Consider the following 17,391-nt stretch of genomic DNA (forward strand, 5'->3'; position numbering starts at 1 on the left):
AAAAAAAGGACTATTCAATAGTCCTTTTTCTTTATTTGTTTTTTAAATTTCTAACAAATTTTTGTGTTTCAACGATTAATACTGGAACTAATGATAAGCCAAAGATTACTAACCACTGAATAAATGTTGGGAAAGTCACTTCAAATAGTTTTTGTGTTCCTGGAATTAAAACAACTGCTAACTGTAATGAGAAACTTACAATAAATGCGTATATTAGCATTTTATTTTGTTTTAAGCTAAAGATTGAATACTTTTCACTACGTGCATTAAAGGCATGGAATAACTGACTTATTGCAAGTACCATGAATGCCATTGTACGAGCAGAAACTACTTTATCTGCAGTTCCTGGGAAATACCAACCGATTGCAAAGGCAATAAAAGTAATTACTCCGATTGTAAATCCTTGCCATGCAATTTTAAAGCCTAAGCCATCTGCAAAAATTGATTTTTCATTATCTCTTGGTTGTTGATCCATCACATTAGGTTCTCGCTTCTCAAGACCTAAAGCAATAGCCATTAATGAATCAGTTACTAAATTAACCCATAAGATTTGAACAGCAGTTAATACGTGTGTATCCCATGAGCTATCTTTAAAGATTACAAGACCAATTGTAACACCGAGCAACATTGTAAATATTTCACCAACATTACAACTTAATAAATAATGAATTGCTTTTTTAATGTTAGCAAAAATTGTTCTACCTTCACCAACAGCATTAACGATAGTAGCAAAGTTATCATCAGTTAATATCATATCAGCTGCACCTTTAGCAACCTCAGTACCTGTAATCCCCATTGCAATACCAATATCTGCTTGTTTAATTGAAGGAGCATCATTAACACCATCACCAGTCATAGCTACAACCATGTTTTTTGAACGCCATGCTTTAACAATTCTAACTTTATTTTCTGGACTAACTCTAGCATATACTCTAATATGTTCTAGTTTTTCCATAAACTCTTCATCTGATAACTTATCTAACTCAGAACCTGTAATAGCAATTGAATCATCTTCTAAGATACCAATATTTTTAGCAATTGCAACAGCAGTATTTTTATGGTCACCTGTAATCATAATTGTTTTAATACCAGCTTTTTTACATGTAATAATTGCATCTTTAACTTCAGGACGTTCGGGATCAATCATTCCAACTAATCCTAAGAAGGTTAAGTTATTTTCAATTTCTTCAGCAGTCATATTTTTATAATCAACGCTACTATCTAATTCTTTATAACCGATTGCTAAAACTCTAAGTGCACTATCTGCCATTTCTTCATTAGCTTTTAAAACATCATTGCTACTATTGTTTGATTTATTTAATAAAACATCAGGTGCACCTTTTGTTAATAAATAAGTCTTTCCATCAATAATATTAATTGTAGACATTAATTTACGTTTTGAATCAAATGGATATTCAAATATTCTTTCAAAGTTATTGTTTACCTCAATTGGATTATAGTTATATTTAATACCTAAATCGATTAATGCCAACTCAGTTGGATCACCAAATTTAACAAAAGTATCATTTTCTTTAACTACTTTAACATCACTAGCAAGAATACCATATTTAATTAAGACTTCAATATCTTTATTAACTTTTAAATCAAAAGTAGTATCATATAGTTTATTACCAACATATACTTTTTGAACAGTCATAACGTTTTGTGTTAATGTACCTGTTTTATCTGAACAAATAATATCAGTAGAACCTAATGTTTCCACTGAAGGTAATGTACGCATAATTGCTTTTTGTTTTACTAAGTTTGTCATACCAAGTGATAAAACAACTGTAATAATTGCTGGTAATCCTTCAGGAATTGCAGCAACAGCAAGTGCGACAGCAAATGTAAATGAATCTTTAATACTATCAAATGAAACAGATCCATTAATAATAATATTTTCAATTACGTCAATTGCAAAGATTAAACCAGTAATTGCAAGAGCAATAATTGCTAAAATCTTACCTAACTGATTAATACTTTTTTGCAGTGGGGTTGGTTCAGATTCAGTTTCTTGTAACATTTTTGCAATCTTACCAATTTCAGTATTCATTCCAATACTTGTTACAATCCCATATCCTCTACCATAAGTAATAACAGTACCCATGAAACCTAGATTTAATCTATCGCCTAGAGGTGTATTATCACTTTCAATTACATCATGATGTTTATCAACTGGAACGGCTTCACCTGTTAGAGCTGATTCATCAACTTTAATATTAACTGATTCAATAATTCTTAAGTCTGCTGGCATAAAGTCTCCGGCTGTAAGAACGACTAAATCACCAATAACTAAATCTTTAACATCAATATTAACTTCACGTCCATCTCTTATTACAATGATGTGTGGTGAAGATAATTTTTGAATTGAATCAAGTGCTTTCTCTGCCTTAGCTTCTTGAAAAACACCTAAAATCGCATTTAAAACAACGATACTAATAATTAGTATACCTTCGGGAATATCACCTGTAAAGATTGATATTAGAGAAGCAGCGAATAAGATAAGAATCATAAAATCTTTTAATTGATCAATAAATTTCAATAAGATATTACGTTTTTTAGCTTTATCTAATTCGTTAAATCCATTTAACTCTCTTCTTTTTAATACCTCCTCATTAGTTAGACCTAACTTCTTGTCAGTATCAAATTTTTTGATTGTCTCATCAACTGAAAGTTGATAATTTGTTTTTTCCATTTTTCTTCCTCCTTAAAATAAAAAAATTCAAGACAAAACAGCCTTGAAAGTCTCGTTACAAGTATCAATCTTGAAATATACCGGGCAAACGCCGTATTGACGATATATTTATATAAACTACTCCCTTTCACAAGTAATTTTACCAAAATTATGTAATTTATACAAGATTAAAGATATATTATTGCAAACAACATAAAAAAATTGTATAATAATACCAATCTATTAAGATTACGAAGGGAAAGAAAACTAATAATGGAAGAATACAGTCATAGGAAGACTGAAAAAAACGTTAAAGTTAAACGCGATAATATACTAAATTTAAATGACATTTTTTTGGGGTGTCTTTTTTTGTTTAGTAAAAAGAAGGTGACAATCAATGATAATTAATGTTGTATTAATATTTGTATTGATTGCAATTAATGGATATTTTTCAGGTAGTGAGGCAGCTATTGTAGGTGCAAATGAAATTAAAGTTAGAAATGATGCAGAACTAGGAAACAAAAAAGCAAAATTAGTATTACATTACATAGAAAATCCGACAAAGTTTTTATCGGCGATTCAAGTAGGTATTACATTTATTGGATTTGTTAATGGGTTTTTAGCAGCTGAATCATTTAGTAAACCTTTATTTGATTTATTTAATAGCAGAGTTCCAGAAACTGTAATAAAGATTGTAATAACCTTAATACTTACTTATTTACAAGTAATATTTGGAGAATTATTACCTAAGAACATGGCACTTAAAAATCCAGAAAAATTTATCTACATAACAATTAGACCAATAAGCTTATTTAAAAACATTACATCACCACTTGTATTTTTATTTACTAAATCTGCAGATTTTGTAAGTAAAATATTTGGAGTAAGTGATGCAAAAGACAAAATGACAGAAGATGATTTAAAAGTCTTAGTATTTGGTAGTGGTGATGCGATTGATGATCAAGAAAAAGAGTTTTTTAAGAAGATTTTAGAGTTTGATGATCAAACGGTGAGTGATGTAATGACACATAGAACAGAGATGGTAGCAATTAGTATTAAGGAATCATATACTAAATTAATGGAAGTTATCAAAAATGAACAATATTCAAGAATTCCTGTCTATGAAGAAACAATCGATGATATTATTGGAATAATCTATATTAAGGATTTACTAACAAATAATATTACAGCAAAAAATTATGATATTAGAGGATTATTAAAAAAACCATTATTTGTTCCAGAAATAATGAAAATTGATGAGTTGTTTAAGGAAATGCAAAAAACAAAAAGTCATATTGCAATCGTAATCGATGAATTTGGTGGAACAAGTGGATTGGTTACAATGGAAGACGTTTTAGAAGAATTAGTAGGAAATATTTTTGATGAGCATGATGATGTAATTGAAGAAGTAAAGCAAATCGATGAAAATACTTATATTATTGATGGATTAGCTAATATTGATTATGTAGAAAACATAATTCATGCCGGTTTACCAATAGAAGATTATGATACGTTAAGTGGTTTTATGCTAGGAATGCTCGGTAGATTACCAAATAGATCAGAGAAAATTGAAATAACATACAATAATCATATTTATAAAATTCTTTCATATCAAAAGAAGATTATTAAATCAATTAAAGTTACTAAAATTGTTGAAATAGAAGAAGAGGAAAATTAAGATGGAAATATTTTATTTAATAGTTATTCTATTTTTTATAAATGTCTATAATTCTCTTATTATGTCTAATGTAGAATTAACAGATAAAGAAGATGACATTAAGATTGATAAACATAGTAAAATAAGCAATTACTTCGTCTTATTAACCTTAATAAAGATATTAGGGGTTAAAGTATACTTGTTATTGGGTAGAGTCAATTTAAAGCCTATTATTAAGTTTCCACTATCAATTTATTTATCAGGTTTCTTAATCTTAGTATTTGGTGTGATACCATTTTACAGAGTTACTAAAAAATATCCCGAAGTTATGATAAAAATATTTGGTATTTTTGAAAAACTAACAAAATATTTATTTTATCCTTTATCAACCTTATATCTATTTTTAAAATCTATTATTTACAAAGAAGAAAAAGAGATTATGACAGAAGATGAATTCTTAGAATTTATTGATCAAGCGGAACAACAATCAGGAATTACAGAAGATGAAAGTAAATTAATAAAAAGTGTTTTAGATTTTAATGATTTGAAGATTGAAGATATCTATACACCAAGAACTGAACTAGTTTCAGTTAATATTAAAGATGAGATTAAAGATATTACTAATAGTTTTGTTAAATCAGGATTTTCTAGACTTCCGGTCTATGAAGAAACAATTAATAATATCATTGGTACAATCAACTATAAAGATTTTTACAATAATGTCTTAATAAAAAACAAAAAACTTAAATCAGTAATTCAAGCACCGTTGGAAGTGACGGAATATATGGATGTTAAAAATCTCCTTAGTTTACTAAAACTAAACAAACAACATTTGGCAATCGTTAAAGATGAGTTTGGTGGAACCTTGGGAATTGTTACAATGGAGGATGTTTTAGAAGAATTAGTTGGTGATATTTACGATGAACATGATAAAGTTGATTTTAATGTTAAAGAGTTAGCACCAAGTAAATATGTTGTATCAGGTCAAACCTATATTGATGAATTAGAAGGTATCATCAACACTCAAGAGCTTGATAAAGAGGATTATCTAACTGTTAATGGTTGGGTAATTGCAAATTTAGGGAAAATTGGACAAAAAAATGATTCATTTATATATGATGGATTTATGGTTACGGTACTAAAAGCTGATAATAAAAAAGTAATAGAAGTTGAACTTGAAAAAATCGATCATTTGCAAAGAGAAGATTAAGCTTCTCTTTTTTTTATAAAACCATTGTTTAGTATAAGTAAACATTGGAGTAAAAAAAAAGAGACCTAAGTCTCTTTAAGTATTATTTTATTTTGCTTGTAATTTTATTTAAAGCATTTTTTGCTAATTGTTTGTATGCTGTACCTTTTACAGTAGCACCAGTTAAATCTTCGATATAACCTTCTTCATTTAATTTTAATGCATCTGGACCTTGTTCTAAGAATAATTCTTCAATTACTTCAGCTTGTTCAAACCATTCTTTTCCGATTGGACTTACACCAGCCATGTTGTAGTCAAATTTTAATTCTTTTTTAGTTTTTTCATTCCAAACTGTTTTACCATCTGTTAATTTACTTTGTCTTGCATCAATTGTAAAGCTTACAACTTTATTTTTTTCAACTTTAACATCTACCCATGTAACTTGTGCTGCACCATAGTTTAAATCAACGATAAAATCTGTAAAAATTCCATTTTTTGCATTTTCTAATGCTTTTTTAGCTAATTTTTGGTAATCGCCACCTTTTACAGTAGCACCAGCAAAATCGATAATATAACCTTCATCGTTTAATTTTAAAGCATCAGGTCCTTTTTCTAAGAATAATTTTTCAATTGCTTCAGCTTGTTCGAACCATTCTTTTTCAATTTCACTTACGCCTGCCATACCATAATCAAATTTTAATTCTTTTTTAGTTTTTTCATTCCAAGCTAATGATTTTGCACCAGATTCTTCGTTTGTTGTTACTTTGCTTTGTCTTGCATCAATAAAGTAATTTGTAACTTTACCTTTTTCAACTGTAACTTCAACCCATGTAATTTGTGGTGTATCTCTGTTTAAACTTACTTCAAATGCTGTAAATTTACCATCCACTTTATATTCTTTACTTCCACATGATGCTAATGTGATCGCAAAAATTGCGATAAAAATAAAACCTACTATTTTTTTCATATATAATTTTCCTCCTGTTTTCTATGACTTAATTATAATTTATTGTCAAGTATTATGCAATAAAAAAAATAAACTATCTTTTTGAAAACGTTTTAATGGATTTTATAGTGAAAAAGATACGTTTAAGTTGTTAATAATCAATTAATTATCATATTTTAGAAACACATAAATATGCTTTTATATTAAGTTTTAAATTTAATTTACTAAATAATAAAAAAATGGTAAAATGTATAAAGCAAGAAAGGTGATTAAATGAACTTAAAAGATTATACAGAAAGACAAAAACTTATTAGAAACTTTTCAATCATTGCTCACATTGATCATGGTAAGTCGACATTAGCAGATAGACTACTCCAACAAACAAATACTGTTGCAACTCGTGATATGAAGTCTCAGTTGCTTGATTCAATGGATTTGGAGCGTGAAAGAGGAATAACCATAAAATTAAATGCCGTACAAATGGAATATAAATCAAAAGATGGTAATACATATATCATGCATCTAATTGATACTCCAGGACACGTCGATTTTACTTATGAAGTTTCTAGATCACTTGCTGCCTGTGAAGGAGCTATTTTAGTTGTTGACGCTGCTCAGGGGATAGAAGCACAGACACTTGCAAACGTATATTTAGCAATCGATAATAATTTAGATTTAATTCCTGTTATTAATAAAATAGATTTGCCAAGTGCTGATCCTGAAAAAGTAAAAGAAGAAATTGAAAATGTTATAGGTATTGATGCCTCAAATGCAATTTTAGCTTCAGCTAAAGTTGGTATTGGGATAGAAGATATATTAGAAAGAATTATAACAGATGTTCCAGCGCCAACAGGAGATGCTGAAAAGCCGTTAAAAGCATTAGTTTTTGACTCAATTTTTGATGCATATAAAGGCGTAATTCCATCAATTAGAGTAGTTGATGGAACAATTAAAAAAGGTGATCAAATTAAATTTATGGCATCTGGAGCAACTTATGATGTAATTGAGGTTGGGGTTTTTAAACCAAAAATGACACCAGTTGATGTTTTATCTCCAGGAGATGTTGGTTATTTAACTGCAGCAATTAAAACAATTGATACAGTTCGCGTGGGTGATACAATTACTAACTTAAAACATCCAGCTAAAGAAGCACTTCATGGGTATAGACAAATGAATCCAGTAGTGTTTTGTGGGCTTTATCCAATTGATAGTAGTAAATATAATGACTTAAAAGAGGCTTTAGATAAACTAAAACTAAATGATGCTTCATTAGTTTATGAACCAGAGACATCCCATGCTTTAGGCTTTGGTTTTAGAACCGGTTTCCTTGGTTTACTACATATGGAAATTATTCAAGAAAGAATTAGTAGAGAGTTTAATATTGAGTTATTAGCAACAGCACCTTCAGTTATTTATGATGTATATTTGACAGACGGTAAAATGATGCAAATTGATAACCCTTCAATGTTACCCGATCCACAAAAAATTGATAGAATTGAAGAACCTTACGTAAAAGCAACGCTAATGTCACCAGCAGAGTATGTTGGTGCTGTAATGGAATTATCCCAAAAGAAGCGTGGAATCTTTGATACGATGGTTTATATTGATGCTAATAGAGTATCGATAACATACTATCTGCCATTATCAGAAATAGTATATGATTATTTTGATAAATTAAAATCAACAACAAGAGGTTATGCATCATTTGACTATGAGATTGCTGATTATCGTCCTTCAAAATTACAAAAAATGGATATATTATTAAACAATGAAATAGTTGATGCTTTATCAGTAATCGTTCATAAAGACTTTGCTTATGCAAGAGGTAAAATAATTACTGATAAACTAAAAGATTTAATTCCTAGACAAATGTTTGAAATTCCAGTTCAGGCAGCAGTCGGTAGTAAGATTATTGCAAGATCTACCATTAGAGCAATTAGAAAAGACGTACTTGCTAAGTGTTACGGTGGGGATATAACAAGAAAGAAAAAATTACTAGAAAAACAAAAAGAAGGTAAGAAGAAGATGAAAGCTATTGGTAGTGTAGAAGTACCACAAGAAGCATTCCTAGCGATCTTATCAAATAGTGAAGACTAAGGTGTTTAACACCTTTTTTTTCACTTATAAGCTTTAGTATTGTATAATATAAGTAAAGAAGGTGAGTAGATTTAATGCGAGGATTATATATACATATCCCATTTTGTCAGTATATTTGTAATTACTGCGACTTTGTTAAACAAGTTCCTAAAAATGATGAAATGGTAGAAAAGTATTTAGATAACTTAATAAAAGAAATAAAACAATATGAAGATAGATTCAGTACAATTGAAACTATCTATATTGGAGGTGGGACTCCAAGCATGTTAACACCATCACAAATGGAGCGGTTGTTTTTAGCAATCAGTCCAATAAAAGCCTCAGAAGTAACGATAGAAGTTAATCCTGATTCCTATTCACTTGATAAGGGATTAATGATGAAGAAATATGGTATTAATAGAGTAAGTCTTGGCGTTCAAAGTTTTAATGATGAAATCTTAAATTATGTTGGGAGAAAACATAGTAAAGAGATGGTTTACTATACAGTTAATAGTCTAAAAACATTAGGAATAAATAATATAAGTATTGATTTAATATATGCTATTCCTAATCAAACAATTGAAATGTTAGAAAATGATTTAAAAGAAGTTAAGAATTTAAGTATCAATCATGTTTCTTGTTATTCATTAATATTGGAAGAAAAGACTTACTTTTACCATCAGTTTTTAGAAGGTAAATTTACACCAGTTGATAATGAAATAGAAGGGAAAATGTTTGAAATAGTAATGGATAGATTAAAGGAATATGGTTTTGAACATTATGAGATTAGCAATTTTGCTAAAAATCAAATGTATTCAAAACATAATAAACTATACTGGACATTACAAGACTATATAGGAGTTGGACTAGGCGCACATGGATTTTTAGATAATGTAAGAACTTATAACCATAAATCACTAAATAAATATAATGATAATCCCAGAGCCCTAGAAGTAGTTCAAACTAAAAATGACAACATTCAAGATTATTTAATCTTTGGCTTAAGGTTGATTGATGGGATAAATATTGATGATTTTAACCAAAAATTTGAGGTTGATCTCTTAAAATTATTTCCAGAAATAAAAACTAAAATAAATGAAAGTTTACTAAAAGTAAACAATGGAAATTTAATGTTAACAGAAAAAGGTATCTTTTTTGGTAATCAAGTATTTGAGGTATTTGTATGAAATTTATCATAAAAGACTATGAGTTATATTTAAAAAAAGAAAAAGGACTAAGTGTAAATACCATCACTAGTTATTTAAAAGATGTTAATCAATATTTAATATTTTTAGAAAAATATCATGAGATAAAAAAACCCAGACATTTAAATAAAAAAACACTAAGTAACTATTTAAAAAATATTAAAGATAAATATGAAGTATCAACTTATGCAAGAAAACTAACTGCGATAAAGAGTTTTTATAACTTTTTATTAATTGAAAATGAAATAGATTTAGACTTTGCTAAAGATATTGAAACACCTAAATTACCTAAAAATTTACCTCAAGTATTATCGGTTGAAGAAGTAAGTAGATTATTTAGTGTAATTGATATTGAAACTGTATACGGACTTAGAAACATTGCTTTACTTGAATTGATCTATGGGTCAGGTCTCAGAGTATCAGAGTTACTTGATATTAAATTATCTGACATTCATTTAAATGAAGGGTATATAAAAATAATTGCTAAAGGTAATAAAGAACGAGTTGTTCCAATATCGCCAATGGCAGTATATGCAATTAGAAGATATTTAATTAAGTCGCGTGAACAATTATTAAAAAATGAGAAATCACTTTATTTATTTATTAATAACCAATCATCACGTTTATCAAGACAAGGATTTTATAAGATTTTAAAGGGTCTAGCATATGATGCAAACATTAATATCGATATATCTCCGCATACACTTAGACACTCATTTGCAACACACCTTTTAGAAAATGGAATGGACCTTAGAACACTACAAACGTTGCTAGGACATGAAGATATATCAACCACACAGATATACACTCATATAAGTAATAAACGATTAAAAGAAGTATATAACAGCACACATCCACGTGCAAGAAAAGAGGAAGAAAATGTATAAAAGAATATTTTTAATTGTGATGGATAGTCTAGGAATTGGTGAAGCACCAGATGCAAAAGACTACAATGATTTAGGGGCAAATACTATTGGCCATATCGCAGAGAAAATGGATTTAAATATTCCAAATTTAGAAGCGTTAGGATACGGAAATATTGCTCCAATTAGAAACGTAAAAAGAGTTGAAAAACCATTAGCGTTTTATACAAAAATGATGGAAGCATCACTCGGGAAAGATACTATGACAGGTCACTGGGAAATGATGGGTTTATATATTGATAAACCATTTCAAACATTTACAGATACAGGATTCCCGATTGAATTAATTAAAGAGTTGGAAGAAAAAACAGGGTATAAAACAATTGGTAATTATTCAGCAAGTGGAACAGAAATTTTAGTTGAGCTAGGTGAAAGACATATGCAAACTAAAGAACTAATTGTTTACACTTCAGCTGATAGTGTATTACAAATTGCAATGCATGAAGATATAATTCCAATTGAAGAACAATATAGAATTTGTGAAATAGCAAGAGAAATTACAATGAAGCCTGAGTGGAAAGTTGGCCGAGTTATTGCAAGACCATTTATTGGAACTGATAAGACTAATTTTAAACGAACACCAAATAGACATGACTATGCATTAAAACCATTTGCAAAAACAGCCCTAAATTTCTTAGAAGAAAAAGGAGTAGATGTTATAGCACTTGGTAAGATCAATGATATTTTTGATGGATATGGAATTACTAGATTTAGTAAAACGGTAAGTAACAGTGATGGAATGAAACAAATCACAGAAGTTGCAAAAGAAGATTTTGAAGGTTTAGTATTTTTAAATCTTGTTGACTTTGATGCACTTTATGGACATAGAAGAGATCCAATCGGATATGGTAAAGCAATCGAAGAGATGGATAGAGAATTACCAGACTTAATGAAAAACTTAAATGAGGATGACTTATTAATATTAACAGCTGATCACGGTAATGACCCAGTTCATCACGGGACAGATCATACGAGAGAGTATGTGCCATTAATTATTTATTCAAAGAGATTTAAAGAAGGAAAAGAAATAAATTTAAGAAAAACATTTGCTGATGTTGGATATTCAATTAGTGAAAACTTTGAAGCTGAGCTTCCAGAAAATGGTAAATCATTCTTAAAAGAAATTAAATAAAACATAGCTTAACATGAAAGATAGACAAATTATAAGTCTATCTTTTTTTATTTTAAAAATCTTTGTTTACTATTTATAAACCTTTAAAATAGAGAAGATAAGAAAATGATCTGTTTTTTAGACGAATCAAGGTGGGTTATTATTCGACTTTTACAAACTCGAACGCTTAAAACTCGTCATATAAAATGTAGGATTATTAGTTAATATAAAGATTGATTATTAATATAATAGTTAAAACATAATAAATTTACATATTTTTAAAAAGGATTTAAAATCCATTGTTTAGTAAAACCTTATTTAATACAGTTTAAACACAAAAGTAGCATAAAAGCCTGAAATTCATCATTTATAAGTAATCAACATATCCACACTAATTGAGTTGTTAGCTCCACTAAGGTCACATCACTAGGTTTACATAATATATATTATAGGAACTAATTTACATATAAAAAAAGACTTGTTAATGGAATAATCGCTCTTATGGTATAATTTTTATAGCGTTTAAATACAAATATATTTAAATATTGCGCATTAAACAATACCATAATATGCATATATGAGTTAGTTTAGGTTCTTATACTCTGTTTTAAGCGTCTGAAATACTTAAAGCTTAATAAACACCTTACTGGATTGCTATAATCGTATGGACGCTTTTAAAGGAATTAAACGCTCACTAATTTGTGACTTCTTCTACTATTTAACTGAGCAAAATACTATATGATTTTATGACTGAAAAAATATATGAATTGTTTGTAGCTAATCTTATGATATTTTCGGATATATATAAAATAGCTAAAAAAGCATCGAATTTTAAAAAATGCATTTTTTTGTCATTTGTTTACAAATAGTAAACAATCATTTATTTACCATATTTTGTAATATCTATATTTTATTTTTATAGTATAATAATTCTAATACAAAAAGAGAGGAAAATTATATGAAAGAAATTTTAGTTGTTAATAATTTAGTCAAGACTTTCAAACTTTCCAAGAAACAACAAAAGATTGAAAAGACAAAAACAAAAGTTAAAGTTGCTGTTGATGATTTATCATTCAAAGCATATGAAGGTGAGATCTATGGTCTACTTGGACCAAACGGTGCTGGTAAGACTACTACTCTTAGAATTATATCAACCCTTATTAAACCTGACTCCGGTGATGCAACAATGAATGGACATTCAGTTGTAGATGAACCAAACGAGATTAGAAAGAATATTGGATTTATGACTAGCGAATTAAAACTTGAGGAATTTTTTACTCCTAATTATTTATTTGATTATTTCGCTAAACTTCATGGAATTGAAGATGATGTTATTAAAGAGAGAAAAGATTTCTTGTTTGCTAAATTTGGTGTTGAAGATTTTAAAGAGGTAAGAATATCTGATATGTCTACTGGGATGAAACAAAAAACATCATTAGTTATTTCAATTGCTCATGATCCACAAATTATTATTTTTGATGAACCTACTAATGGACTTGATGTTATTACAGCGAAATCTGTAACTGACTTTTTAATTGAATTAAAGCGTTTAGGCAAAACTGTTATTTTATCAACTCACATCTTCTCACTCGTTGAAAAGCTCTGTGATAGAGTAGGTATAATTATTAATGGGAAAATGGTTTTAGATGACACGCTAGAAAATGCAACAAAAGACGACACATTAGAAAATGTATTCTTTAGTTTATACGAAGCAAGTGAAGGTGATAGTCTATGAGAAATATACTTACAATTATTAAGAAAGAATTAAGAAGATTTTTTACAGATAAAAGAATGTTAATCTCACTAATTCTACCTGGTGTTATTATTTTTGTTTTATATAGTGTAATGGGTAATTTCATGTTTAAAGAATCTGATCCAGATGATACATATATCTATCAAGCAGTTGTTGTAAATGCACCAAGTGAACTTGAAGAATTATTTAAATTTGATGGTAAATTCTCATATGAAATAGCAAGTGAATCTACTGAATTTTATAAAGAAAAAATTGCTAATTCAGAACTAGATTTATATATTGTTTATCCCTTAAATTTTTATGATGATGCAATGAATTTTACTCCTGATGGATCAAACACTGGAACATCTCCAGAAGTTAAAATCTACTATAATTCAGTCAATGATAAATCAAGTGAAGCATATCAAATATATACATTTGCTCTCAATGGATTTAAAGACCAAATATCAGAAAAATTTAGAGTAAACAATTCTGATGAAGATTTTAATTTAGCTTCAAAATCTTCAATTACTGTTGAAATATTATCAACACTTCTACCATTTTTATTAATCATTTTCTTATTCAGTGGAGCAATGCAAATTTCTATTGAAGCAATTGCAGGTGAAAAAGAACGTGGTACAATTGCTACAATTCTTGCTACCCCAATTAGTAGATTTGAATTAGCCTTTGGTAAAATGATGGCCTTAAGTATTGTATCTTTAGTAAGTGCATTTTCTAGTTTTATAGGACTTATGGCATCTATTCCAAAACTAATGAATGGAATGGACCTAGACTTAAATGTTTATACTGTTGCTGATTATTCATTACTTCTACTTGTTATAATTACAACAACTATTCTTTATGTTGTGTTAATTTCATTAGTAAGTGCATATTCAAAATCAGTAAAAGAGGCCTCATCATTATCAGCCGGATTAATGATTGTTAATATGTTAATTGGTATTACTTCAATGACTGGTGTTGCAAATAATGGAATTGGCTCAAGCTTTATTCCTTTATATAACTCACTTCAATCAATATCATCAGTTCTAAGCCAACAAACTTCAATTATTAATATTACAATTACCTTAATCGTAAATGTTTTATTGATTGGGCTTGGAATATTTGGTCTATCTAAAATGTTTGATTCTGAAAAAATTATGTTCCAAAAATAAAATAATGACTAGTTCGATTGAACTAGTCATTTTTATTTAAAGTCTTCATTTATATATGTATAAATATTTAATACTATTAATATAATAATATAGATAAAAGCGTAACTTAATGTATTTGTATAGTTTTTAAAGTTTGATATATTAATTGGAAAGACATAAAATATTGCTATTTTTGATTCAATATTTAAATAGAAACCTAGTACATAATAAAGCATTATTATTAAGTAACCAATTATTTTTTTATCCTTTCTAACAAGTAATAAAATAAGTAAAAACATTAAAACATTATCAATTAACAAAAAAGTCATATCACGATAAAAGTTTACTTTTACTAAACAATCATTTTTACTTATTTTAAGAGCTAGGTAATAATTTAAAGTGCTAATCAATATTAGTAATATTATGATGTATAAGTAAATAATAATTTTACTTTTAATTACCTTACTTCTTCCAATATAAGTTGTAATATTATTAATATAGTTATGATCATGATCTGTTAATAGTAAGACTAGACTTATTGGTATAATTATTTTTATTAATTCTAACAGTAACTCATTATAGTAATTAAAATAATAATTGCTATTTAATATAACTTCATCATGTGCTACATCATTAGGTAATAACAAATAGTTAATAGATAATAAAAAAGCTAAATAGATAAATATAATGATTAGATTTTTTCTTGATAACAAATGATTTAAAACAAGTCTAATCATAGTTCTAATAATTCACCAAACTTAAATTTTTTTTCTTGATGGGTAACGATAATAATTGGTGTAGTAATATTCTTTAAATATTTAATTACTTTATTAGCAGTTTTTACATCTAATCCATTTAGTGGTTCATCTAGAATAATTAATTCATTATTACCTATTAGTGTTACTGCAATTGCAAGTTTTTGCTTATTTCCTTTAGAGAGTTCATAAATCTTTTTTTCTGTATCTAGTTCAACAAGTCTAATAAAGTCATAACAAATACTTGCTTTTTTTATTTGAGCAATTACTTCTAAGTACGTTTGAACTTTACTATATAGTGGTAAGTCAATTATTTCTTCTAGATACGAAATTTTATTAATGTTAATGTTCATTGTCCCTTTTGAATGCTTAATATAACCTGATAATAGTTTAATAAGTGTTGATTTACCAGATCCATTTGCGCCTTTTACGATTAATCTAGAATCATTATTAATCTTTAGATTAAATGTTTTATTTAAATAGCTTTTATTAATATCTTTAAAATCAATCAAACTCATATTTATTTACATCTTTAGTTTTACTTAATAAGTTATAGTCTTTAACGTATTTATGGTTATTTAAATAATAGTATTTATCTTCTTCTGATTTAATAATGACTGGTAAGTTATAAACATATAATTCTTTTTCTTTGATATTTATTGCTAGTACGTTATCGTTATAAGTAAAATCTGTTTCCATATTACTGCCAATAAATATATTACTAATATTAATTTCTTTGTTTAGTTCAATAATAATCTTACTAATTGATAAGTCATTATTATCAATTTTTTTTGAGTCAATCGATTTCCAGTCAAGACTTGTTTTATAATCCAAATACATTAAATTAAAATTTCCAATTTCCAGTTCAAATTTCTTTTGATCAAAAAAAGTAATTAATAGTGACGCATTATCATAGTTAATATCATTTTCTAGGTTTGGTATTTTAAACATTAAAGTATACATATCATATTTATTACCTAGATACTCTTCAGTATGTGAATAGGTAACTTTGTTTAAGTCCAGTTTTAACTTATTATCACTATTATTATCTTTAATAATAAATGACTCATAACTCTCATTATTTTCAAAGGGAAACTTTAGGTTGCTAGAATAAAAGTTAATATTAATCGATTGGTCTTTATCAAACAGATAGTTGTTTAGTGTATTTATTGTTAGTAAATACTTATCCTGTTCTTTCTTATTATCAATAGCTAAAATAATTAAGATAATAATTAATATAGGTAGTAATATTATTAAGAGGTTCTTTTTCATATTCTAACCTTTTCTAACTTATAATATTTACTACTCATTTCAAAAACCTCATAACCACCCCTGTTGTTTCTAATAAAGAATAGATAATTTGCAGCAACACCATTTGTAAGATAACCTTCACCATAATAATAAAGATTAACTTGTGTCCCTGGATCTACCTTCATTTTAACCTCATAAACCTCTTTACTAGAACTTGTTTTATCGGTTGAGTATGAAAGTTTAAGTGAACCATCTAAACCGTTTTTAAAGCCGGTTTTACTACTTGTTTGACTAAGACCTATACTACCTGTTGCTGAGAAACTATATTTAGAAGTTTCTGTATCCTCTCGTTTATAGTTATAGTCAATCGGTGTATAACCATCATTATAGTAGGTAAAGATAGTTTCACTAATAAAACTTACCTTTACTCTATTATTGATTGTTTTTACCTTCCAGCCCATAAATTTTCGCTTATCGACTTCTTTATAATGACTACTTAACTCATTAGATGTATATTGATCAATAAGCTTACCATTTGTAATATTTAACTCCTCAAAATTTCTATAATGATCAGCTTTTATAAGTTTATTACTAAACATTACAAAAACTAACATTATAAAGATAATTAAAACTTTTTTCATTAAATCACTCCTCCTACTAAATAATAAGAGAAATATTATAATTTTACTTTTTATAAAAAAAATCAAACTATTTTACTAGT

General features: G+C 27.6%; 14 protein-coding genes. 8 read left to right on the forward strand and 6 right to left on the reverse strand.

Features of this window, described 5'->3' with window-relative positions; all coding sequences use genetic code 11:
* Positions 1-31: 31 nt before the first annotated feature.
* Complete coding sequence (locus T352_RS0101250) at positions 32-2,695, reverse strand: cation-translocating P-type ATPase (RefSeq protein WP_026391417.1); 2,664 nt, start codon at positions 2,693-2,695, stop codon at positions 32-34.
* A 376-nt stretch (positions 2,696-3,071) separates the two neighbouring features.
* Between T352_RS0101250 and T352_RS0101255 the strand changes: the two genes are divergently transcribed.
* A complete protein-coding gene (locus tag T352_RS0101255; RefSeq protein ID WP_051615678.1) occupies positions 3,072-4,352 on the forward strand; it encodes a hemolysin family protein in 1,281 nt (426 codons plus the stop codon).
* 1 nt (position 4,353) lies between these two features.
* Positions 4,354-5,541 carry a hemolysin family protein gene (locus tag T352_RS0101260; protein WP_026391419.1) on the forward strand — a complete coding sequence of 396 codons (1,188 nt, stop codon included), beginning with the start codon at positions 4,354-4,356 and terminating at the stop codon, positions 5,539-5,541.
* An 82-nt stretch (positions 5,542-5,623) separates the two neighbouring features.
* On the opposite strand, the gene T352_RS0101265 is transcribed toward T352_RS0101260, so the two are convergent.
* Complete coding sequence (locus tag T352_RS0101265; RefSeq protein ID WP_026391420.1) at positions 5,624-6,487, reverse strand: hypothetical protein; 864 nt, start codon at positions 6,485-6,487, stop codon at positions 5,624-5,626.
* 252 nt (positions 6,488-6,739) lie between these two features.
* On the opposite strand from T352_RS0101265, the gene lepA reads away from it, so the two are divergent.
* The 6 genes from lepA to T352_RS0101295 all read left to right on the forward strand — a co-directional run bounded on the left by lepA (position 6,740) and on the right by T352_RS0101295 (position 14,685).
* Complete coding sequence (gene lepA, locus T352_RS0101270) at positions 6,740-8,563, forward strand: translation elongation factor 4 (protein WP_026391421.1); 1,824 nt, start codon at positions 6,740-6,742, stop codon at positions 8,561-8,563.
* A 74-nt stretch (positions 8,564-8,637) separates the two neighbouring features.
* On the forward strand, positions 8,638-9,729 hold the full coding sequence (gene hemW, locus T352_RS0101275) for a radical SAM family heme chaperone HemW (RefSeq protein ID WP_162151081.1): 1,092 nt from the start codon (positions 8,638-8,640) through the stop codon (positions 9,727-9,729).
* Positions 9,726-10,634, forward strand: a complete 909-nt coding sequence (gene xerD / locus T352_RS0101280) for a site-specific tyrosine recombinase XerD (protein WP_026391423.1) — start codon at positions 9,726-9,728, stop codon at positions 10,632-10,634. The genes hemW and xerD overlap by 4 nt, the downstream gene beginning before the upstream one ends.
* Positions 10,627-11,802: a phosphopentomutase gene (deoB, locus tag T352_RS0101285; RefSeq protein ID WP_035344729.1), complete on the forward strand. Its 1,176-nt coding sequence runs from the start codon at positions 10,627-10,629 to the stop codon at positions 11,800-11,802. The genes xerD and deoB overlap by 8 nt, the downstream gene beginning before the upstream one ends.
* Positions 11,803-12,739: 937 nt before the next feature.
* Complete coding sequence (locus tag T352_RS06060; protein ID WP_162151082.1) at positions 12,740-13,516, forward strand: ABC transporter ATP-binding protein; 777 nt, start codon at positions 12,740-12,742, stop codon at positions 13,514-13,516.
* Positions 13,513-14,685, forward strand: coding sequence for an ABC transporter permease (locus T352_RS0101295; protein ID WP_026391425.1), 1,173 nt, complete (start codon positions 13,513-13,515; stop codon positions 14,683-14,685). Before T352_RS06060 ends, T352_RS0101295 begins: the two co-directional genes overlap by 4 nt.
* Positions 14,686-14,717: 32 nt before the next feature.
* Here the strand turns inward: T352_RS0101295 and T352_RS0101300 are convergent, their stop codons facing one another.
* Genes T352_RS0101300 through T352_RS0101315 form a run of 4 tightly spaced genes read right to left on the reverse strand, consistent with a single transcriptional unit; the run spans position 14,718 to position 17,311 of the window.
* Positions 14,718-15,401: a hypothetical protein gene (locus T352_RS0101300; protein WP_026391426.1), complete on the reverse strand. Its 684-nt coding sequence runs from the start codon at positions 15,399-15,401 to the stop codon at positions 14,718-14,720.
* The gene (locus T352_RS0101305; protein ID WP_162151083.1) at positions 15,398-15,937 is read right to left on the reverse strand and encodes an ATP-binding cassette domain-containing protein; all 540 of its coding nucleotides are present in this window, start codon (positions 15,935-15,937) and stop codon (positions 15,398-15,400) included. Before T352_RS0101305 ends, T352_RS0101300 begins: the two co-directional genes overlap by 4 nt.
* On the reverse strand, positions 15,924-16,691 hold the full coding sequence (locus T352_RS0101310) for a hypothetical protein (RefSeq protein ID WP_162151084.1): 768 nt from the start codon (positions 16,689-16,691) through the stop codon (positions 15,924-15,926). The genes T352_RS0101305 and T352_RS0101310 overlap by 14 nt, the downstream gene beginning before the upstream one ends.
* A complete protein-coding gene (locus T352_RS0101315; RefSeq protein WP_162151085.1) occupies positions 16,688-17,311 on the reverse strand; it encodes a hypothetical protein in 624 nt (207 codons plus the stop codon). The genes T352_RS0101310 and T352_RS0101315 overlap by 4 nt, the downstream gene beginning before the upstream one ends.
* Positions 17,312-17,391 lie beyond the last annotated feature (80 nt).

The sequence above is a fragment of the Haploplasma modicum ATCC 29102 genome (genome assembly GCF_000687835.1).
Lineage (GTDB): Bacteria > Bacillota_I > Bacilli_A > Acholeplasmatales > Acholeplasmataceae > Haploplasma > Haploplasma modicum.